This window comes from Microbacterium koreense, assembly GCF_042677105.1.
Taxonomy (GTDB): Bacteria; Actinomycetota; Actinomycetes; order Actinomycetales; family Microbacteriaceae; genus Microbacterium; species Microbacterium koreense.
Genome location: NZ_JBHTIM010000001.1, coordinates 2,080,697 through 2,101,928, shown reverse-complemented (window position 1 = coordinate 2,101,928; position 21,232 = coordinate 2,080,697). Strand labels below are relative to the sequence as shown.

Here is a 21,232-nt window from a genome sequence, read left to right as displayed (position 1 = left end):
GGTGAGCGGACGGGAGCGGTGCTCAGAGATGTCGGTACACGTCCTGGAGGGTGAGCCCCTTCGCGAGCATCATCACCTGCAGGTGGTACAGCAGTTGCGAGATCTCCTCGGCAGCGGCATCGTTCGACTCGTATTCGGCCGCCATCCAGACCTCGGCGGCCTCTTCGACGATCTTCTTGCCGATCGCATGCACACCGGCATCCAGTTGTGCCACGGTGCCCGATCCCTCGGGGCGCGCGCTTGCTTTGGCCGCAAGCTCGGCGAACAGATCGTCGAACGTCTTCACACAGCCAGGGTACCGGCCTGCGAGAGGGGGACGCGCCTCAGTGACGATGGGCGTGCTGCGCGGCGGCGCGGAGACCGGCGATCGCCGCAGCGGGATCTCCCGCGCCGAACACGGCGGAACCTGCGACGAACGTGTCGGCACCGGCTTCGGCGGCCTGCGCGATGGTCGACTCTCCGATACCGCCGTCGACCTGCAACCACACGGACGAGCCTCGACGACGTGCTTCATCGGACAGTCGGCGGAGCTTGGGCATGGTCTCGGGCATGAAGGACTGCCCGCCGAACCCCGGTTCCACCGTCATCACCAGGATCTGGTCGAACTCGTCGAAGATGTCGAACAGGCTCTCAACGCCGGTGCCCGGTTTGACGGCGACACCCGCACGTGCCCCGATCTCGCGCAGTCGTCGCGCGAGCGCCACCGGCTCGTGCGCGGCTTCGAGGTGGAACGTCACCGATGCGGCGCCGAGTTCGGCATACGCGGGAGCCCACCGATCGGGGTCGTCGATCATCAGGTGCACGTCCAGCGGCACCGGACTCGTGTCCTGTATGCGGCCGACCATCTGCGGCCCGAACGTCAGGTTCGGGACGAAGTGGTTGTCCATGACGTCGACGTGAACGAAGTCGGCAGCGGCGATGCGTCCGAGTTCTGCCTGCATGTTGACGAAGTCGGCGGCGAGGATGCTGGGGTTGATGCGCGCGGAAGCCACCTGCCCATTATCCCGGCGCGGGTGCCGGGGTGCGTCGCAACAGGGATATCGACATCGCGTCGGTGTTGTGCCGGTGCGGCCACAGCTGCGCGCGCCCCGATCCGTCGACCTGAGCGAGCAGGCCCAGATCGGTACGACTGACAGCCGACACGGCGGCACGTGCGTCGAGCTCCTCCAGCCCGTCTCCCCACTCGCGGCGGACGTCGGCGACGACGCCGCTCGTCTCGGCGAGATGCGGCGAGCAGGTCACATATGCCACCACTCCCCCGGGCCGCAGGGCGCCGACCGCCGCCGAGAGCAGTTCTCGTTGCAGTTCCGTCAGCTCCGGCACGTCGGACGGCGACTTCCGCCACCGTGCCTCTGGGCGTCGACGCAACGCGCCGAGACCCGTACACGGCGCGTCGACCAGGATCCTGTCGTAGGACGCAGGGGCCTGGGCGGCGCGCGTGCGACCGTCTTGTTCGGACACAGGGACATCGAGCGGGACGCCGGCCAGAGCTTTGCGGACAAGTCCGGCGCGGGCCGGCACGATCTCGTTCGCCTCGAGCCGGGCGCCCGAGGCGAGAGCTTCGGCGGCGAGCACCGCCGTCTTTCCGCCGGGCCCGGCGCACAGATCGAGCCACCGCTCGTCCGGTGCGATCGGGCTGAACCGAGTCAGCGCGAGCGCGGCGAGTTGCGAGCCTTCGTCCTGCACCCGGATCGTCCCGGACGAGTCCGCGACGACCCGTGTCGGATCTCCGCCGTCCGACCGGAATCCCAGGGGTGAAAAGGGCGTGCGTCGAGCGTCGACGGGAATCTCCGCGAGTCCCGGCAAGGCGGCCATCGTCACGCGTGGCGAGACGTTGTCGGCGTCGAGCAAGGCGTCGAGTTCGCCGCTGCGCCCTTCGGCGGCCAGAGCGCGACGAAGGGCACGGACCACCCACACCGGGTGGGCGAACATCAGACCGAGCCGTTCGTCGTCTGAACGTGCGGACTCGCCGACGCGCATCATCCAGTCCCCGGGCGTGTCGCGCGAGACGCGCCGCAGCACGGCGTTGGCAAAGCCTGCTGCCCCTCTTCCGGCGAATTCGCGCGCCAACTCCACGGATTCGTTCACCGCGGCATGCGAGGCCACTCGCGTGGACAGCAGTTGATGCACCCCGAGGCGCAAAGCGTCGAGGACGGCGGGATCGATGTCGTGGACGGCACGATCGGCGGCGAGGGACACCACGGCGTCGTAGGTTCCCTCGCGCCGCAGGGTGCCGTAGGTCAGCTCGGTCGCCAACCCGGCATCCGCCGTCGAGAGACCCGCGCGCTCGATGGCGGTGGGAAGCAGGAGGTTCGCGTAGGCGTCGGATTCATGGACGGCGCGGATAATGTCGTAGGCCACGCGCCGGGCAGGCTGGATGCGGCTCACGCGTCCGCCTCCACAGATTCCGCGCGCAGCCCCCGCCACCAGTCCGCAGCCCGCATGCGTGCCTTCCCCGCCGGTTGAACGCTCGTGAGCACAACAGGCGATGTCGCGGTGCCGACCAGAACGTCGCGTCCGTCAAGCGCGAACACACCGGAGGCGAGCTGCGGAGCATCCGGCCGAGCGGCGCTCACCTCGTGGATCTTCAGGCGGGACCCTGCAACGACGGTATGTGCGCCCGGCTCGGGTGTCACGCCGCGGATGCGCGAGAGCACTGCCGGTTGTGGTTCGGACCACCGGACGCGCCCGTCGTCGTCAGTGAGCTTCGGGGCGAAGGTCGGCTCCCCCTCCTGGGGCACCGCGTGCGCCGAGCCGTCGGCGATCGCATCGACCACCTCGCGCAGGAGACCAGCGCCATCGTCGGCGAGGACGTCGAGAGCCTCACCCGACGTGAGGTCGGAGGCACCCGGAAGGCTCCGCTGGGCGTACACGTCGCCGGCATCGAGTTCGGCGACCAGCCGGAAGATGCTCGATCCCAGCACGGCGTCGCCCGCGATGATTGCGTGCTGTACGGGCGCGGCGCCCCGCCACTGCGGAAGGAGCGAGAAGTGCAGATTGATCCATCCATGCCGTGGTTGCGACAGGAGCGGTTCGCGTACGAGGCCTCCGTAGGCGACGATGACGCCGAGATCGGCCTGCGCGGCTGAGATGCGCTCCGTGGCGGTGATGTCGAGCCGATCGGTGCGCAGGACGTCCAGTCCGAGGGACTCGGCCGCGACGGCCACCGGCGACGGTGTCAGGGTCCGCTTGCGTCCCTGTGGCGCATCCCGGCGGGTCACGGCGAGGACGATGTCGTGGGTGGATGCCGCGAGAGCGCGCAACGACGGCACCGCGGCCGCCGGCGTGCCGGCGAAGACGAGTCGCATGGGTTCCTCACAGGTCGAGATCGGGCACGTCGACCCGAACTCTGAGTGTATTGCGGGCGGCGGGGTGTCGACCCTTCGCCGCCTTGCGCGCGCGGAGTGCGTGGGCGATCACGGCGGCGCGCAGCGCATCGGCGACCCGCGTGCCCAAACCGTAGTCGAAGCGGAGAAGTGCACGTACGCCCTCATCGCGTGGGAGGGGGCCGAGCACAGCGAGGTCGTCGAGTTCCGGGACGGTCTCGCGCACTGAAGCGATCGCCTCCTCGACACCGCGACGGGGACCTTCGATGGTGGCCACCCTCACGGTGGGAGGCATGCGCAAAGGTGCTCGCTCCGCCAGTTCTGCGCGCGCGTACGCCGGTTGTGTCCAGGTGGCCAGGGCGCGCGCGACCGGCCCCTCGACGCCGACGAGATGCACGGGTGCGCCGGGCGCGGCCAGCGCGGCCGCGTTGGACCACCACCGCAGGCACGACTCACCGATGCGCAGATCCTCGGCCTGCAGCATCCGCTCGCCGTCCAGAAGGATCACCGCGCGGTAGCCGCCCTCGGCGATGGGCTCGGCGCCGCGTGTGGCGACGACGAGCGCCGGACGGCTGTCGACCCGCAGAACGGGATGCTCGCCATCGGCCACGACGACGCGAACCCCGGCGAATGCACGACCCAACTCGTCAGCCGTCCGCTCGCTCCCCGACGACGCCATACGCACCGATGTCGCCTCGCACTCGCTGCAGGCCCAGTCACCGGCGCGCCTGCCGCACCACCCGCACACCGGAACGACGCCGTGCGCGCGGGCATGCAGGGGGCCGCCGCAATGAGCGCAGCGCGCGGGATGCCGGCACCGGGCGCAGACGAGCGTCGGCGCGTAGCCCGGGCGTGCCACCTGAACCAGCACGGGACCGTGCTCGAGAGCCGTGCGGGCGGCGGTGAAGGCCGACGACGGCACGCGTGCCGAACGTGACTCCCCTTCGCGCACGGCGCTGAGTACGACCCGCGGGCTCGCACGGCGCGCAGCCGGGAGGTCACGCACCCAGCCCAGGGCGACGAGGCGTTCGACGTCGGTCGTACGTGTGTGACCGACGAAGACCAGAGATCCCCCCTCCAGTTCGCGTCGGATGAGTGCCGCGTCGCGGGCATGCACACCGGGCGTCAGCGGTTCGCTCAGTAACGGGTCGCCGTCGTCCCAGATCATGAGCAGACCGACGTCGTGTGCCGGCGCATACACGGCGGAGCGGTTCCCGACGACGATGCACGGGACGTCGGCGAGAGTGCGCAAAAAGGCCGAATAGCGTGCGGGGGTGCTCTGGCGCGCGTCGACGGCGACTACCGCCTCTTCTGCGACGAGGTCGGCCAACGCGAGAGTGATCTGATCTTGATCGCGATGATCGGGCACCGCGATGATCGCGCTGCGTCCCTGCGCAAGGGTGCGCGCGGCCGCGGAGGCCATCAGGACGGCCCACGCGCCCACGCCCCGACCGCTCGCGGTCTGCGCCGGGTGTGGTGGAGCCTCCAGCGCCAGCCTCTCCCCCGCATCGATGGCCCGCTCCAGGCCGGGAAACGCTGCCAGGGCCGCACCCGCCGCCGCGCGCGCAGCGGCGCTCACGATCGGTGTCGCGGGGGTGCCGGCAGCGAGGGCCGTCTTCTCGGCCCGGACCATCCGCTTGGGAATCGCCAACCGCAGGATGTCGCCGGCCGACCCGGCCGCGCGATCGGCTGCTGCGCGGGCAAGCGCGTACAGCGAGGCGGGAAGCACAGGGACGGGCGATACGACGGAGTCGAGGTCTGACAACGGACGCTCGCCGTCGTCACCTTCGATCGTCTCGACGAGGTAGCCGTCGACGACGCGCCCCGCGGTGCGGAGGGGCACGCGCACACGAACGCCGGGACGCGCGTCGCCGGCGAGTTCCTCGGGAATCGCGTAGTCGAAGAGACGATCAAGCTGCGGGAGCGGCGAATCGAGGAGGACTCGCGCGACACGCCGCGGCATGTCAGAGCCCGGCTGCGCGGCGCAAGTCGTCGGCGCGGTCGGTGCGCTCCCAGGTGAAGTCGGGCAGCTCACGTCCGAAGTGACCGTAGGCGGCTGTCTGCGCATAGATCGGGCGGAGCAGGTCGAGGTCTGTGATGATGGCCCGCGGCCGCAGATCGAACACCTCGCGGATGGCGGCCGTGATCGCGGCATCCGAGACGTGCCCCGTACCGAACGTCTCAACGTACAAACCGACCGGCTTTGCCTTGCCGATCGCGTAGGCGATCTGCACCTCGAGTCGATCGGCGAGGCCCGCGGCGACCGCGTTCTTGGCTACCCAGCGCATGGCGTAGGCGGCGGAGCGGTCGACTTTGGAGGGGTCTTTGCCGCTGAAGGCGCCGCCGCCGTGGCGGGCTGCGCCGCCGTAGGTGTCGATGATGACCTTTCGGCCGGTCAGTCCGGCATCGCCCTTCGGGCCGCCGATCACGAAGGGGCCCGCTGGGTTGATGTAGTACTTCACGTCCTGGGCGTCGAGTCCGGTCGATTCGATGACAGGGTCGATGACCTCGGCCTTCACGGCCGCGCGGAGCGCCTTCTGCGAGATGTCGGGGTGGTGCTGTGTCGAGAGGACGATCGATTCCACCGTGCGTGGCACTTGGCCGTCATAGCCGAGGGTGACCTGTGTCTTTCCGTCGGGGCGAAGGAACGGCAGCTCGCCGCTGCGGCGCACCGCTGCGAGGCGTTCCGCGAGACGGTGAGCGGTCCATGCGGCCATCGGCATGAACTCGGGGGTCTCGTTCGTCGCGTAGCCGAACATGATGCCCTGGTCTCCGGCGCCCTGGAGGTCGTGCGGATCGTCCGAGCCGGCTTCGCGACGCTCGAACGCCTGGTCTACGCCCGCCGCGATGTCAGAGGACTGCGCGCCGATCGAGACGCTGACCCCGCACGAGTCACCGTCGAATCCGGTGTCGCTCGAGGTGTACCCGATGCGGTTGACGACGTCGCGCACGATCGCGGGAATCTCGACGTACGCGGATGTCGACACTTCGCCGGCGACATGTACGAGCCCCGTCGTGACGAGGGTCTCCACGGCGACGCGGCCATGGCGGTCGGCGGTGAGGATGGCGTCAAGGATGCTGTCGGAGATCTGGTCGCAGATCTTGTCGGGGTGTCCCTCGGTGACGGATTCGGACGTGAACAGGCGCAAGTCGGTCATCGATACTCCAGGGCGAAAGTGAGGGGCGGAAACCAGTATGCCCTCGGGATCCGACACCGCGGATCCCGAGGGCACCGACCGTCAGCGACGGCGAGGCAGTCTCTTACTCTGCGTGGCGCAGGCGCAGCTTGTCCTCGTGGATCTCGTGCAGCGCGATCGTGAGCGGCTTGTCCTCGACGTTCGAGTCGACGAGCGGCCCGACGTTGTCGAACAGGTTGCCCTCGTGGAGGTCCGAGTAGTAGTCGTTGATCTGACGCGCACGCTTGGACGCGTAGATGACGAGCTCGTACTTCGACTCGACCTTTTCGAGCAGCGCGTCGATGGGGGGATCGATGATTCCCTGGTTCGTTCCGGCCATGAGATCCTCCTGGGGTTCTGGCGGGTGAGGTAAGCGGTGAGGGCGGCGCGACCGCCGCGCATCCGATCATCCTACCGTGAGAGGGCGGAACTCCGGTCACCTGCGCGCCACGATCTGCCGTTTCGAGCTGATGACGCCGGTGTCGAACCCGGCGAGGCGGAGACCGCCGTAGAAGCGCGCATGCTCGACCTTGATGCACCGATCCATCACGACCTGTAGCCCGCCCGCTCGCGCGACCCCAGCCGCTTTGTCGTTGATGGACCCCAGCTGCAACCAGAGTGTGCCCGCGCCGCGCGCGACCGCCTCCTCGGCAACGGCGGGCAGGTCTTCGTGCCGGCGGAACACGTCCACGATGTCCGGCGTGGTGGGCAGGTCGGCCAGCGAAGCGAATGCGGGGCGCCCGAGGACCGTCGTCGCCCGAGGATTGACGAAGAAGACCTCGTAGGAAGAGCTGCCGAGCAGATACGAACCGACGAAGTAGCTCGCGCGGGCGGTGTTGTCCGAGGCTCCGACGATCGCGACGGTGCGCGCGGTCCTCAGGATGTCGTATCGCGCGCGGGCACCCGTCTCGTCGTTGCCGCGCGGCGCAGGTGCGTCAGCCATCGCATCCGTGGTGGGCGCCGCGCCGGACCCGGGGAACGCGCACGACTCGGCGGTCATCGGGTCCGGCCCGTCGCCGCGGTGAGCGCCTGGTCCAGGTCCCAGAGGATGTCTTCGGGGTCTTCGAGGCCGACGGAGATCCGTACGAGATCCGGAGCGACTCCGGCCGCTTCGAGCTGGGCCGGCGAGAGTTGCCGATGGGTCGTGGAAGCCGGGTGGATGACGAGCGTGCGCGCATCCCCGATGTTGGCGAGATGTGACGCGAGCTGAACCGCGTCGATGAACCTCTCCCCCGCAGCGCGAGCTCCCTCGGGATCACCCTCGCGGGCGTGCACCCCGAATGCGAAGACCGATCCCGGGCCCAGGGGCAGGTACGTCCGGGCGCGCGCGTGATGCGGGTGGGCGTCGAGACCTGCCCATGTGACGTACGACACGCGGGGGTCGCTCTCGAGCCACTCCGCGACGATCCGCGCACCGGTCAGGTGTGCGTCGATGCGCTGCGGGAGAGTCTCGATCCCCTGGAGCAACTGGAACGCGGCCTGCGGACTGAGGGCCGGCCCGATGTCGCGCAGCTGTTCGCTGCGCAGCCTCGTGAGGAATCCGTACTCGCCGAAGTTGTCCCACCAGCGGAGGCCGCCGTAGGACTCGACAGGTTCGGTCATCTGAGGGAAGTTGCCATTGCCCCAGTCGAATGTGCCCTTCTCGACGACCACACCCCCGAGCGTCGTGCCGTGACCACCGAGGAACTTCGTCACAGAGTGGATGACGATGTCGGCGCCGTGCTCGAGTGGTCGGGCGAGATACGGCGTCGCCAACGTCGCATCGACGACCAACGGGATGCCGGCGGCATGGGCGACCTCGGAGAGGCCTTCGACGTCGGCGATCTCGCCGGAGGGATTGCCGATCATTTCGACGTACAGCACCTTGGTTTCGGGGCGGATCGCCGAGGCGTAGTCGGCGGGGTCGCTCGAGCCCACGAACGTCGTCTCGACGCCGAACCGGCGCAGCGTGACATCGAGTTGGGTGACGGTGCCGCCGTAGAGCTGAGCGGATGCGACGACGTGGTCACCGGAGCCGACCAGCGCGGCGAAGGTGATGAACTCCGCACTCATGCCCGAGGCCGTCGCGACCGCTCCGATGCCGCCTTCGAGCGAAGCGAGGCGTTCCTCGAGAGCCGCGACCGTCGGGTTGCCGATGCGCGAGTAGATGTTGCCGTACTTCTGCAGCGCGAAGAGATTGCCGGCATCCGCCGCATCGTCGAACACGAACGAGGTCGACTGGTAGATCGGCACAGCGCGCGCACCGGTGGTGGCATCGGGCGTCCCGCCGGCGTGGAGCGCACGCGTGCGGAATCCGAAGGTGTGGTCGGTGGTCATACGGTGTTCCCTCCGGGGGCGGGTCAGGTCCACCGGCGCAGCAGGCGCTTCTCGACGAGGGTGAGGATCGCGTTCGAGACGGCGCCGAGCAGGGCCAGGACGATGATCGTGAGGATGATGCGGTCGACGCGGCCTGTTTGCTGCGAATAGATCAGGAGGAACCCGAGCCCCATGGACGCGGCGATGAGCTCGGCGGCGACGAGGAACAGCCATGCCTGAGCCATCGCCAGTCGCAGGCCCGACACCAACGGCGGAACCACGGACGGAAGTTGCACGAGGCGGAACAGTTCCCAGCCGCGCAGACTGAACGATCGCCCCATCTCGACCAGACGCGTATCGACGTGCCGCAGGGCGCCGGAGACCGTCGTGTAGACGGGGAAGAACGCCCCGATGGCGATGAGTGTGACCTTCGAGTCTTCGCCGATTCCCATCCAGAGCAGCAGAAGTGGGACGAGTGCGAGAGAAGGGATCGCGCGCAGGGCCGCGAGAGACGGGCTCAGGAGGACGTCGCCGATCCGCGTGAGGCCGACGAGCGCTGCAGCACCGATCCCGACGATCGAGCCGAGGGCGAAGCCCAGAATCACCCGCTGGACCGAGATCGCGATGTGGAGCCAGAGTTCCCCGGACTGTGCCATCTCGATTCCCGCCGACAGCACGGTCGCCGGCGCGGGAAGCAGGTAGGAGGGAACGAGCCCCGAGCTCGAGGCGATCTGCCACGCGACGACAAGTGCGAGGGGCACGACGAACCCGCCCGCGATGCGCACCGCGGGGCGGGACCACAGCGTCGTGCCGGTGGGCCCGGAGCGGGGGGTGATCCCCGCCTCGGGCGCACCTGCACCGGCTGTCAGGGTGCTCACGGCGACGCCGTCGCAGCGCGGGCGAATGAGTCGTCGACGAGGGAGGCCAGCGCCTCGTCGATGGCGGCTTGGCCGCCCTGCACCGCGCCGGAGTCCACCAGGACGGGGCCGATCTTCTCGAGGACCGCCAGCTGCGCGTCACCGGGGATGCCGCTGACGTCGAGGTTCGAGCGTTCCAGGATCACCGTCGTCGCGACCGCCGGTTCGATCGCCGCGACTTCGGCGAGGAGCTCGGCCGTCGCGTCGGGGTTCTCCAGCGCCCACTGCCTGGCCTCTTCATAGGCGTCCACCACGACCTGGAGGACGTCGGGATGCTCGGTGATGAACTCCTCCGTCGCGTTGAGGAACCCGTAGGAGTTGAAATCGACGTTGCGGTACACCAGTTCGGCACCGGACTCGCTTTCCGCCGCGGCCATGATCGGGTCCAAACCCGCCCACGCGTCCACCGAACCGGCATCCAGTGCCGCTCGGCCGTCCGCGTGCTGCAGATTCTGCAACTGCACATCGGCGATCGTCAGGCCTTCGGTCTCGAGGGCCTGAAGGAGGAAGAAATACGGGTCGGTGCCGGGTGTCGCGGCGACCGATCGGCCTTGGAGGTCGGATACCGAAGCGATGTCGCTGCCGGCCGGGACCACGAGTGCCGACCACTCGGGCTGCGAGTAGATGTCGACGACCTTGATCGGCGATCCGTTGGCGCGGGCGAGCAGGGCTGCAGAGCCCGCGGTCGATCCCACATCGATCGACCCCGAACGGAGGTACTCGTTGGCCTTGTTCGAGCCGGCGGATTGCACCCACTCGACCGTGACGCCCTCGCCGAGCGCCTCTTCGAGCAGTCCCTGGTCGCGGATGACGAGGCTCAGCGGGTTGTAGGTCGCGTAGTCGACCGCGAGGGTGTCGGTCGACCATGCGCCCGCTGTGTCCGCGTCCGAGACGGCCGACGCGTTCTCACCGGCGAGGCATCCGGTCGTGGCCATCATCATCGCACCGGCGAGAACGATCGCAGGGACGGTGCGGCGGGCGATGACGGTCATCGTTGCTCCTCAGGGGTGTGGTGATGGGTGGGAACGCCGAGCCCTTCCAGGAGCTCGGCGCGGAGGTCGGCGAACGTGTGATCGGCGCGATCGCGCGGTCTGTGGCCGGGAACGTCGATCGATCGCACGATCGAGGTCGCCTCAGGATCGACATCGAGGGTGCGCAATTGGATGACGCGGTCGGCGAGATAGAGCGCCTCTTCGACGTCGTGTGTCACCAGAGCGATCGTCGTGGGACGTCGTGCGTGGATGTCGAGCACGAGGTCCTGCATCCGCAGACGCGTGAGCGCATCGAGCGCGCCGAAGGGCTCATCGAGGAGCAGTACCTCGGGCGTGCGTGCGAGGGCACGGGCGAGCGAGGCACGCTGGGCCATTCCCCCCGAAACGGCCGACGGGCGCTTGTGCGCCGATGACGCGAGTCCGACGAGGTCGAGCAGTTCATCCACGCGGTCGCGGCGCTCGCGGGCGGAAACGCCTCGGCGCACACCCAGAGCGACGTTCTGCGCAAGCGTGCGCCACGGCAAGAGCCTCGGCTCCTGAAAGCCCACGGCCGTGCGCTCGTCGGTTGCCGTCACCGTCGTGCCGTCGACGGCGACGACGCCTGCGGTGGGAACATCCAGACCCGCGAGCAATCGCAACAGCGTGGACTTGCCGCATCCGGAGGCGCCGACGATCGCGACGATCTCACCGGGACGCAGAGAGAGGTCCACGCCTCGCAGGACGGTGTGAGCATCTCGCCCTGACCCGAACGTGCGAACCAGCCCGCTGACGCGGACGGCGCCCCGGCGCGCATCGGGCGCGTCGGAAGGCGAAGGCGACGGCGTGAGCACGGAGGGCGATGTGGCGGGCATGCCCACAGTGTGACGGTGGGACCGTGGGCGATGCGACCCGCGCGTAACGTGCCGTCACGCGAGCGCTCAGCGAGCCAGCGCCGCCACCTCGGATGCGGCGCGCTCGACATCGTCGTTCACGACGCGGTAATCGAACTCGTCCTGTGCAGCCAGTTCGACACGTGCGGTCCTCAGGCGCCGCGCGCGCTCTTCCTCTTGCTCCGTGCCGCGGCCGACGAGTCGGTCGACCAGTTCATCCCAACTGGGTGGAAGGAGGAACACGAGTGTCGCGGACGGCGCGGCCGCGCGCACCTGTCGTGCACCCTGCAGGTCGATTTCGAGCAGCACGGTGCGCCCCGCCTCGAGGGCTTCGTCGATGGGGCGGCGCGGGGTGCCGTATCGATAGCGATTGTGGACGGTCGCGTACTCGAGGAGTTCTCCCTCGGTCACGAGACGGTCGAACTCGGCATCGTCGACGAAGAAATAGTGCTCCCCGTCGACTTCGCCGGGCCGCGCGGGTCGGGTGGTCGCCGACACCGAGAGCAGGATGTCGGGGTGGTGCTGCTTGATGTGGCCGGCCACGGTGCCCTTGCCGACGGCAGTCGGCCCGGCGAGCACGACGAGGCGACTGCGACCGCTGCGCGGGGTGGCGACGGGAAACCGTTCGTCGAGGAAACGCATGAGGTCGATGCGCTGACGACTGCCCAAGCCCCCGAGCCTCTTGACAGGAGAGATGCCGAGATCGGCGAGGATGCGGTCGCGTTTGCCCTCCCCGATCGCGGGGATGCTCGTGAGGAATTCGGTCACACGCATCGCCGCAGCGGGTGTGTCGGGGCGGCTCCACGCTCGCCGCAGGAGCTCCTGCGGCGAGATGACGCGCGTGGCGACGTCCTTCTTGAGGGCCGACCGCGCTCGTCTGGCGGCGACCGCACGACGGGAGGCGGCCACGCGGTCGACATCGGGAGGCGTACGGGAATCAGGCATCGCGGTTTCCACCGTACAGCGCCTGACGCTCGTCGATACGCGCCGCCAGCCCATCGGGACCGGCCGACAGGATGCTGCGGCTCTCTGATGCCACGACGTTGCCCGCGACCGCACCGAACAGCGACCCGAGAGCGGCGGGAACGGCGCCCTGCGCACCGAATCCTGGCGCAAGAATCGGGGTGCGAGCGAGCAGCTCATCATCGAGGTGGAGCGCCGCGCGATTCACCGTCGCCCCGATGACGACGCCGATCGCGCCCAGTCCCCCGCCGAACGCCGCGGAACGGTTGACCTCGTCGATGTCGACGGCGACGCGCGCCGCCACCGTCTGGCCATCAGCGGCGGCCACGTCTACCGTCTGTGCAGCCTGCAGGACGTCGGCGTGCGGGTTGCTGGTCGCCGCCAGCACGAACAGGCCCTTGTCGTGCCGGACTGCGGTGGCATAGGCCGCACGAAGCGACTCAGGACCGAGATACGGGCTGACCGTCAGCGCGTCCGCTTCGAGCGGTGAGCCGGGCGTCAGCCAGGCGTCGAGGTATCCGGTCATCGTCGAGCCGATGTCGCCGCGCTTGGCATCGGCGATCAAGATGAGACCTGCATCGCGCGCGGCGGCGAAGACATCCTCCAGAGCGTGGAAGCCGTCACCGCCGAAGCGCTCGAAGAACGCCACCTGCGGCTTGACGATCCCGACGCGCCCCCGTGCCGCGTCGACGACCCGCAGGCCGAAGTCGCGGGCGCCGGCGGCTGTGGCAGGCAACCCCCAGGAGTCCAAGAGGGACTCGTGGGGGTCGATGCCGACGCAGAGGGGGCCGTCGGCGTCGAAGGACGCCCGCAGGCGTCCGCCGAACGTCGTCACTGCCGAGCCGCTCGATCGATCGCGTACTCCTGCAGACTCTTCACGTCGAATCCACCGCGCAGCGCGGGCATCGCGCTCACCGCGGCACCGAGCACGGCCATCGTGGTGAACAGCGCCTTGTCGGCGGCCACCGCCGCAGCCCGGATCTCGTAGCCGTCGGCGCGAGCCGTTCCGCCCGAGGGGGTGTTGACGATGACATCGATCTCACCGGCGTTGATGAGGTCGACGATGTTCGTCTCACCGTCTTGCTGGGTTTCGCTGAACTTGTTGACCACCTCGACCGCGATGCCGTTGCGCGCGAGGATCTCTGCCGTGCCCTCCGTGGCGACCAGGCTGAACCCGAGTTCCTGCAAGCGGTGTGCCGGCAGAATGACGGCACGCTTGTCGCTGTCGGCGACGGAGATGAAGACGGTGCCCGACAGCGGCATCCCGCCGTACGCGGCCTCTTGTGACTTGGCGAACGCGGTCGGGAAGTCCCGGTCGATCCCCATGACCTCGCCGGTCGAACGCATCTCGGGACCGAGGACGGAGTCGACCATCTGACCGTCCTTCGTGCGGAACCGCTTGAACGGCAACACCGCTTCCTTGACCGAGACGGGGGCGTCCAGTGGCACGCGGGAGCCGTCGTTCTCGGGCAGCAGTCCCTCGGCGACGAGCTCGGCGATCGTGGCACCCGCCATGACGCGCGAGGCCGCCTTGGCGAGGGGAATGCCCAGCGCCTTCGACACGAAGGGCACCGTGCGGCTCGCCCGCGGGTTCGCCTCGATGACGTAGAGCACGCCCGCGCTCACCGCGAACTGGACGTTGAGCAGTCCCCGGACGCCCACCCCTTCGGCGATCGCGCGTGTGGCGGCGCGGACCCGGTCGATCTCGGTGCGTCCGAGACTGACCGGCGGCAGCGTGCAACTGGAGTCACCGGAGTGGATTCCGGCTTCTTCGAGGTGCTCCATGACCCCGCCGATGTACAGGTCGGTGCCGTCGTACAACGCGTCGACGTCGATCTCGATGGCGTCGTCGAGGAACCGATCGACCAAGAGCGGCAGCCCGGGGCCGATGATCGCCTGATCGGCGATGCGCCCGAAGTAGTCGTGCAGGCTCGGAGTGTCGTAGACGATCTCCATGCCGCGTCCGCCGAGCACGAAGCTCGGGCGTACGAGCACCGGGTAGCCGATCTCTTCGGCGATCCGGACGGCGCCGTCGACGTCGATGGCCGTGCCGTTGCGCGGCGCCATCAGTCCCGCGTCGTCGAGAAGACGTGAGAAGAGCTCGCGCTCTTCGGCCAGATCGATCGCGGCAGGACTCGTACCGAGGATGCGGTACCCCGCGGCTTCGATGCCCTTGGCCAGGCCCAGCGGGGTCTGTCCGCCGAGCTGGCAGATCACCCCGAGGATCTCACCGGATTGCGCTTCGGCGTGAAGGACTTCGAGGACGTCTTCGAGGGTCAACGGCTCGAAGTACAGGCGATCGCTCGTGTCGTAGTCGGTCGAGACCGTCTCGGGGTTGCAGTTGACCATGACGGTCTCGAATCCGGCATCCGCCAGCGCGAACGACGCATGCACACACGAGTAGTCGAACTCGACGCCCTGGCCGATGCGGTTCGGGCCCGAGCCGATGATCACCACCTTCGTGCGGTCGGACGGGGTGACTTCGGTCTCGTGGTCGTAGCTGGAGTAGTGATAGGGCGTGAGTGCCGGAAACTCGCCCGCGCAGGTGTCGACCGTCTTGAAGACCGGGCGGATGTCCATGCCGTGGCGGATGCCGCGGACCTCGACCTCCGTGGTGCCGCGCAACTCGGCGATCTGGGCGTCGCTGAAACCGTGCTCCTTCGCGACGCGGAGCACGTCGGCGTCCAGCTCCGACGCCGTACGGATGAACTCTGCGACCTCATTGATGAGGACGATCTGATCCAGGAACCACGGGTCGATCTTCGTCGCCTCGAAGGCCTGCTCGACCGTGGCACCCTTGCGCAGTGCCTGCTGCAGGACGACGATGCGTCCGTCCGTGGGCGTCCGGGCGATGTCGAGCAGTTCCTCGACCGAACGCTCTTCCCGTCCCCAGTGGAAACTCGAGCCTCGCTTCTCGAGCGAGCGCAAGGCTTTCTGGAAGGCCGTCGTGAAGTTGCGTCCGATCGCCATCGCCTCGCCGACCGACTTCATGGTCGTCGTCAGCGTCGTATCGGCAGCGGGGAACTTCTCGAAATTGAAGCGCGGCACCTTGACGACGACGTAGTCGAGTGTGGGCTCGAAGCTCGCCGGCGTCACCTTCGTGATGTCGTTCGGGATCTCGTCGAGGCGATACCCGATCGCCAGCTTCGCGGCGATCTTTGCGATCGGGAATCCGGTGGCCTTCGATGCGAGCGCCGACGATCGCGACACGCGCGGGTTCATCTCGATGACGATGATGCGCCCCGTCGCCGGATCGACGGCGAACTGGATGTTGCATCCGCCGGTGTCGACGCCGACGGCGCGGATGATGTCGATGCCGATGTCGCGCAGCTTCTGGTACTCGCGGTCGGTGAGGGTGAGCGAGGGGGCGACCGTGATCGAGTCGCCGGTGTGCACGCCCACGGGGTCGACGTTCTCGATCGAACAGACGACCACCGTGTTGTCCGCGGTGTCGCGCATGAGCTCGAGCTCGTACTCCTTCCACCCGAGAATCGACTCCTCGAGTAGCACCTCGTGTACGGGGGAATCCCGCAGACCCGCCCCCGCGATTCGCCGGAGGTCGGCCTCGTCGAACGCGAAGCCCGACCCGAGCCCGCCCATCGTGAACGACGGTCGCACGACCAACGGGTATCCGAGTACATCGGCCGCCGCGAGGACATCGTCCATCGTGTGCGCGATACGCGACGCGGCGACATCGGCACCGGCTTCGATGACGAGGTCCTTGAAGATCTGACGGTCCTCGCCCTTGCGGATCGCATCGACATTCGCGCCGATGAGCTCGACGTCGTACTTCTCGAGGATTCCGCGGTCGTGCAAGGCCATGGCCGCATTGAGCGCGGTCTGCCCGCCGAGGGTGGGGAGGATCGCGTCGGGCTTCTCCTTGACGAGGATCGACTCGATCACCTCGGGCGTGATGGGCTCGATGTATGTGGCATCGGCGAAATCGGGGTCGGTCATGATCGTGGCCGGGTTCGAGTTGACGAGGATGACACGCACACCCTCCTCGCGCAGCACGCGGCACGCCTGGGTGCCCGAATAATCGAACTCGCAGGCCTGGCCGATGACGATCGGGCCGGACCCGATGACGAGGACGCTCGTGATGTCGTCGCGCTTGGGCATCAGTTGTCTTCTCCGTGTGCCGAGTCTGCTGTGTCATGCCCTGTCGTCGGGGCCGTGCCTTCGCGGCTGGCGACGACGAGGTCGCGGAACCGATCGAAGAGGTAGTTCGCGTCGTGGGGGCCCGCAGCGGCCTCGGGGTGGTACTGCACCGAGAACGCAGGGATGTCGAGAGCTCGCAACCCCTCGACCACGCGGTCGTTGAGGCCGATGTGAGACACCTCGACCTTGCCGTATCCGTGGGGGCTGTCAAACGGCTCGTCCAGCGACGGAGCGTCCACGGCGAAACCGTGGTTCTGCGCGGTGATCTCGACACGTCCGGTCTGCTTGTCGAGCACCGGCTGATTGATGCCGCGGTGTCCGAACGGCAACTTGTATGTGCCCAGACCCAATGCCCGGCCCAGAAGCTGATTGCCGAAGCAGATGCCGAAGAACGGCAACCCGTCGTCGAGGACGGCACGAAGGAGCTCGACGTGTTCGCCGGATGCGGCCGGGTCGCCGGGACCGTTCGAGTAGAAGACCGCGACGGGGTCGATCGCACGCACGTCGTCGATCGTGACGTGTTGCGGCAGGAGGTGGACGTCGAACCCGCGCGCGGCGAGGTTGTCGACCGTCGCCTGCTTCATGCCGAGGTCGAGGACGGCCAGATTCCCCACGCGGGGCCCGGTCGCGGGGGTGACCTCGGCGGCGGAGACCGAGACGGTCGCCGACAGGTTCTGGCCCGCCATCGCCGGTGCCTCCACCACGAGACGCCGCTGCTCCTCGGAGTCGAGCGCTGCGTCGTCACCCGAGAAGATCCCCCCTCGCATGCTGCCCGCGGAACGGATGTGGCGCGTCACGGCGCGCGTGTCGATCCCGCTGATGCCCACGACACCGTCGGCGACGAGCGCGTCGTCGAGCGACTCATCGGCACGCCAGTTGGAGACCACGCGCGACGGGTCGCGCACGATGTACCCGGACACCCAGATCCGTCGGGATTCCGGGTCTTCATCGTTCATTCCGGTGTTGCCGATGTGAGGCGCCGTCTGCAGCACGATCTGACCCGCGTACGACGGATCGGTGAGCGTTTCCTGGTATCCGGTCATTCCCGTGGTGAAGACGACCTCGCCGAGTGTCGTCCCGGTGGCGCCGTAGGCGCGACCGCTGAAGCGCGTTCCATCCTCGAGGACGAGCACCGCGGGTGTCGTGTGGAACAGGGAGGTCATACGTCGGTTCCCGTCTGGATCGGGGTGATGGTGGAAGAAATGAGCTCGGTCAGCGATCTACTGGATCGGTCCTGCGGGCGGAAGTAGGAATCGACCGTGGTGTCGTCTACACGCCAGGTGAGGCGCACGAGACCGTCTTTCTCGACGACGCGATCGATCGCGACAGTCGCCTGGGCGACCTCGATGATCCGGTCGCGCGCGATGACGACGCGCGGTTTGCCGGTGAGATCGAGGGCGAGCCCCGCCTCGCTGACGACGAGGTCGGCACGCGAGCGAAACGCCAGTCCGCGCACCGCGAGTCGTTCCAGGGGCTGACCGTGCGCCGTCGTCGCGACGTAGAGCCCCGCGACGTCGGCGCGAATCCTCGCACGTTCGGGGAGTTCGCCGACGGGTGCGGTGAGCCCGGAGTCGCGGCGCGTCCGACGCCACCAGCCCCACGCGGCCAAGCCCAGGATGAGCACGGCGACGCCGACCATGACGAGTACAGCGGCTTCGCGGGTCATGCGAGGTCTCCCGGGCGGTCCAGGAGCGCGCCGTCCGCGACCGTGGGGACGCCCTTGTACACCGTCCACCGGACGTCACCGGGAAGCTCGCGTCCCACGTACGGCGAGTTGTCGCTGCGGCCCCGGAGGTCGGCCGTCGTGAACGTGCGTTGCGGCGTGGGGTCGTACAGGGTGAACGACGCGGGATGCCCGACCGTCAGCGGCGTCCCGTGGTCGGCGAGCCGCCCGATCCGTGCCGGGGTGCGTGAGAGGACGCGCGCGACATCCGCCCATTCGAGAAGGCCCGTGTCGACCATCGTCTGCTGGACGACCCGCAGCGCGCTCTCGAGTCCCACCATGCCGTGCGCGGCAGCTTGCCACTCGCACGCTTTGGATTCGACGGGATGCGGAGCATGATCGGTCGCGACGATGTCGATCGTGCCGTCGGCGAGTCCCTCACGCACTGCATGCACGTCCTCTTCGCGACGAAGCGGGGGGTTGACCTTGAACCGGGGGTCATAACCGCGCACGAGCTCCTCGGTCAGAAGGAGATGGTGCGGAGTCACCTCGGCGGTGACGTCGACGCCACGCTTCTTGGCCCAGCGGATGATGTCGACCGACCCCGCGGTGGACAGGTGACACACGTGCAGACGCGACCCGACGTGTTCGGCGAGCAAAACGTCGCGGGCGATGATCGATTCTTCGGCGACGGCCGGCCATCCGGCCAGACCCAACTCGGCCGACACCACGCCCTCGTTCATCTGCGCGCCCTCGGTCAACCGTGGATCCTGCGCGTGTTGGGCCACGACGCCGTCGAATGCCTTCACGTACTCGAGCGCGCGCCGCATGATGAGGGGGTCCCAGACACAGAAACCGTCGTCGCTGAAGACGCGGACCCGCGCGCGGGAGTCGGCCATCGCGCCGAGTTCGGCGAGGCGTTCACCTCGCTGTCCGACCGTCACCGCGCCGATCGGCTGCACGGTCACGTAGCCCGCAGCCTCACCCTGGGCAAGCTCCTGCTCCACAACGCCGGCGGTGTCGGCGACGGGCGAGGTGTTGGGCATGGCGAAGACGGCGGTGAACCCACCGGTCGCGGCGGCGCGTGAGCCGGTGAGAATGGTCTCGGAGGCTTCGTAGCCGGGTTCACGCAGGTGCACATGGAGGTCGACCAAGCCGGGCAGCGCGATCAGCCCGTCGGCGTCGAGGACGCGGGCCCCGGCACGAGAGAGCCCCACGCCCGTCGCGGTGATCATGCCGTCCTCGACGAGAAGATCGGCGGTCTGACCGCCCTCGATGCGCGCACCGCGGATGACCATGGTGTGCGGCGAACCCGAAGTCTGTGGAACGGTCATCGTCCGTCCTCCTTCTCGTCGTCGGCTCCCGCAAGCAGCAGGTACAGCACCGCCATCCGCACCGAGACGCCGTTGGTGACCTGCTCGAGGACGGTCGAACGCGGCGAGTCGGCGGCGTCGGCGGAGATCTCGAGCCCCCGGTTCATGGGACCCGGGTGCAGCACAATGCTATCTGGCGAGAGCGCCGCGTTCCGCCGTGCGTCCAAGCCCCAGCGGCGCGCGTACTCACGCTCATTGGGAAAGTACGCAGCGCTCATGCGTTCGGCCTGGATACGCAGCATCATGAGGGCGTCGGGCGCCTCGGAGATCGCGTGGTCCAGGTCGTAGTCGACGCGTACGGGCCACGCCGAGAGGTCCTGTGGGACGAGGGTGGGCGGCGCGACGAGGGTCACCTGCGCACCGAGCGTGGTCAACAGCCACACGTTCGACCTCGCGACCCGCGAGTGCAGGATGTCGCCGACGATCGTGACGCGCATTCCGTCGAGCGCGCGTCCGCGGCTGTCGGCGCCGAAGCGGCGCTTGCGCATCGTGAACGCATCGAGCAACGCCTGAGTGGGATGCTCGTGCGTGCCGTCGCCGGCGTTCACGACGCCGGCGCTGATCCAGCCGCTCGTCGCGAGGGTACGTGGGGCTCCCGAGGCGCCATGGCGGATGACGACCGCGTCGGCACCCATAGCCTGCAGCGTCTGGGCGGTGTCCTGGAGTGACTCCCCCTTCGAGACGCTGGATCCCTTGGCTGAGAAGTTGATGACGTCGGCCGAGAGGCGTTTCGCCGCGGCCTCGAAGGAGATCCGCGTGCGGGTCGAGTCTTCGAAGAAGAGATTCACGACGGTGCGGCCGCGCAGCGTCGGGAGCTTCTTCACCTCACGATGCTGCGTGTCGGCCATGTCTTCGGCGACGTCGAGGATGCGCACCGCGTCCGCGCGGCTCAGGGAGCGGGTGTCGAGAAGATTCCTCATGACTCGAACGTCACCTCTTCGATGCCGTCGACCTCTGCGAGCCGCACGTTCACGCGCTCGTCCCGAGCGCTGGGAAGGTTCTTGCCGACGAAATCCGGCCGAATCGGCAATTCGCGGTGACCCCGGTCGATGAGCGTCGCCAGGCGGACCGCCGACGGGCGCCCGATGTCCTGCAGCGCATCGAGCGCGGCGCGGATGCTGCGTCCCGAGAACAGCACGTCGTCGACCAGCACGACGACCCTGCCGTCGATGCCGTCGGCGGGAATCTCCGTCGGACGCGGTGTGCGCGTCGGATTGCGATGCAGATCGTCGCGGTACATCGTCACGTCGAGTGAGCCGACCGGGATCGTCGATCCGCTGAAGTCGGCGAGCAACCCGCCGATGCGGTGGGCGAGGGTGACACCACGGGTCGGGATACCGAGGAGGACAAGTCCGTCCGGGCCCTTGTTGGACTCGAGGATCTCATGAGAGATCCTCGTCAGTGCGCGCGCGATGTCGGCTTCGTGCAGCACGGTTCGCGTGCTCATCCGCCGCTCCCTTCTCCGCCTCACAGGACGGGGTTAAAGGTTGCTGGGTCGTG

General features: G+C 68.5%; 20 protein-coding genes. All 20 read right to left on the bottom strand.

All coding sequences use genetic code 11. The annotated features are described in order from the left end of the window. Positions 1 to 22 precede the first annotated feature (22 nt). Positions 23 to 286, bottom strand: a complete 264-nt coding sequence (locus ACFQZV_RS09845; protein WP_378749044.1) for a phosphoribosyl-ATP diphosphatase — start codon at positions 284 to 286, stop codon at positions 23 to 25. A gap of 37 nt (positions 287 to 323) precedes the next feature. Continuing rightward, on the bottom strand, positions 324 to 992 hold the full coding sequence (rpe, locus tag ACFQZV_RS09840) for a ribulose-phosphate 3-epimerase (protein ID WP_378749042.1): 669 nt from the start codon (positions 990 to 992) through the stop codon (positions 324 to 326). Between the two features lie 7 nt (positions 993 to 999). Then, a complete protein-coding gene (locus ACFQZV_RS09835; protein WP_378749708.1) occupies positions 1,000 to 2,379 on the bottom strand; it encodes an RsmB/NOP family class I SAM-dependent RNA methyltransferase in 1,380 nt (459 codons plus the stop codon). Between the two features lie 5 nt (positions 2,380 to 2,384). Further along, on the bottom strand, positions 2,385 to 3,308 hold the full coding sequence (fmt, locus tag ACFQZV_RS09830; RefSeq protein WP_378749040.1) for a methionyl-tRNA formyltransferase: 924 nt from the start codon (positions 3,306 to 3,308) through the stop codon (positions 2,385 to 2,387). 7 nt (positions 3,309 to 3,315) lie between these two features. Continuing rightward, positions 3,316 to 5,289: a primosomal protein N' family DNA-binding protein gene (locus tag ACFQZV_RS09825; protein WP_378749038.1), complete on the bottom strand. Its 1,974-nt coding sequence runs from the start codon at positions 5,287 to 5,289 to the stop codon at positions 3,316 to 3,318. A gap of 1 nt (position 5,290) precedes the next feature. Next, a complete protein-coding gene (gene metK / locus ACFQZV_RS09820) occupies positions 5,291 to 6,484 on the bottom strand; it encodes a methionine adenosyltransferase (protein ID WP_378749036.1) in 1,194 nt (397 codons plus the stop codon). A 103-nt stretch (positions 6,485 to 6,587) separates the two neighbouring features. Further along, complete coding sequence (gene rpoZ, locus ACFQZV_RS09815) at positions 6,588 to 6,842, bottom strand: DNA-directed RNA polymerase subunit omega (protein WP_378749034.1); 255 nt, start codon at positions 6,840 to 6,842, stop codon at positions 6,588 to 6,590. 96 nt (positions 6,843 to 6,938) lie between these two features. Continuing rightward, the gene (locus ACFQZV_RS09810) at positions 6,939 to 7,445 is read right to left on the bottom strand and encodes a CoA-binding protein (protein ID WP_378749032.1); all 507 of its coding nucleotides are present in this window, start codon (positions 7,443 to 7,445) and stop codon (positions 6,939 to 6,941) included. A 53-nt stretch (positions 7,446 to 7,498) separates the two neighbouring features. Then, complete coding sequence (locus tag ACFQZV_RS09805) at positions 7,499 to 8,818, bottom strand: O-acetylhomoserine aminocarboxypropyltransferase/cysteine synthase family protein (RefSeq protein WP_378749030.1); 1,320 nt, start codon at positions 8,816 to 8,818, stop codon at positions 7,499 to 7,501. 23 nt (positions 8,819 to 8,841) lie between these two features. Then, positions 8,842 to 9,666, bottom strand: a complete 825-nt coding sequence (locus ACFQZV_RS09800) for an ABC transporter permease (protein WP_378749706.1) — start codon at positions 9,664 to 9,666, stop codon at positions 8,842 to 8,844. Between the two features lie 5 nt (positions 9,667 to 9,671). Further along, positions 9,672 to 10,706 (bottom strand): aliphatic sulfonate ABC transporter substrate-binding protein, encoded by a 1,035-nt coding sequence (locus ACFQZV_RS09795; protein WP_378749028.1) that lies wholly within the window; start codon positions 10,704 to 10,706, stop codon positions 9,672 to 9,674. Beyond that, a complete protein-coding gene (locus tag ACFQZV_RS09790) occupies positions 10,703 to 11,557 on the bottom strand; it encodes an ABC transporter ATP-binding protein (protein WP_378749026.1) in 855 nt (284 codons plus the stop codon). The genes ACFQZV_RS09795 and ACFQZV_RS09790 overlap by 4 nt, the downstream gene beginning before the upstream one ends. 66 nt (positions 11,558 to 11,623) lie before the next feature. Continuing rightward, the gene (gene gmk / locus ACFQZV_RS09785; protein ID WP_378749024.1) at positions 11,624 to 12,520 is read right to left on the bottom strand and encodes a guanylate kinase; all 897 of its coding nucleotides are present in this window, start codon (positions 12,518 to 12,520) and stop codon (positions 11,624 to 11,626) included. Then, positions 12,513 to 13,373: an orotidine-5'-phosphate decarboxylase gene (gene pyrF / locus ACFQZV_RS09780; RefSeq protein ID WP_378749022.1), complete on the bottom strand. Its 861-nt coding sequence runs from the start codon at positions 13,371 to 13,373 to the stop codon at positions 12,513 to 12,515. Before pyrF ends, gmk begins: the two co-directional genes overlap by 8 nt. Continuing rightward, a complete protein-coding gene (carB, locus tag ACFQZV_RS09775; protein ID WP_378749020.1) occupies positions 13,370 to 16,657 on the bottom strand; it encodes a carbamoyl-phosphate synthase large subunit in 3,288 nt (1,095 codons plus the stop codon). The genes pyrF and carB overlap by 4 nt, the downstream gene beginning before the upstream one ends. Continuing rightward, positions 16,657 to 17,859 (bottom strand): glutamine-hydrolyzing carbamoyl-phosphate synthase small subunit, encoded by a 1,203-nt coding sequence (carA, locus tag ACFQZV_RS09770; RefSeq protein WP_378749018.1) that lies wholly within the window; start codon positions 17,857 to 17,859, stop codon positions 16,657 to 16,659. Before carA ends, carB begins: the two co-directional genes overlap by 1 nt. Further along, positions 17,856 to 18,362 carry a PH-like domain-containing protein gene (locus tag ACFQZV_RS09765; RefSeq protein WP_378749016.1) on the bottom strand — a complete coding sequence of 169 codons (507 nt, stop codon included), beginning with the start codon at positions 18,360 to 18,362 and terminating at the stop codon, positions 17,856 to 17,858. The genes carA and ACFQZV_RS09765 overlap by 4 nt, the downstream gene beginning before the upstream one ends. Continuing rightward, complete coding sequence (locus ACFQZV_RS09760) at positions 18,359 to 19,693, bottom strand: dihydroorotase (RefSeq protein ID WP_378749014.1); 1,335 nt, start codon at positions 19,691 to 19,693, stop codon at positions 18,359 to 18,361. The genes ACFQZV_RS09765 and ACFQZV_RS09760 overlap by 4 nt, the downstream gene beginning before the upstream one ends. After that, positions 19,690 to 20,652: an aspartate carbamoyltransferase catalytic subunit gene (locus ACFQZV_RS09755; RefSeq protein WP_378749012.1), complete on the bottom strand. Its 963-nt coding sequence runs from the start codon at positions 20,650 to 20,652 to the stop codon at positions 19,690 to 19,692. Before ACFQZV_RS09755 ends, ACFQZV_RS09760 begins: the two co-directional genes overlap by 4 nt. After that, complete coding sequence (gene pyrR / locus ACFQZV_RS09750) at positions 20,649 to 21,179, bottom strand: bifunctional pyr operon transcriptional regulator/uracil phosphoribosyltransferase PyrR (protein ID WP_378749010.1); 531 nt, start codon at positions 21,177 to 21,179, stop codon at positions 20,649 to 20,651. Before pyrR ends, ACFQZV_RS09755 begins: the two co-directional genes overlap by 4 nt. Positions 21,180 to 21,232: the final 53 nt, after the last annotated feature.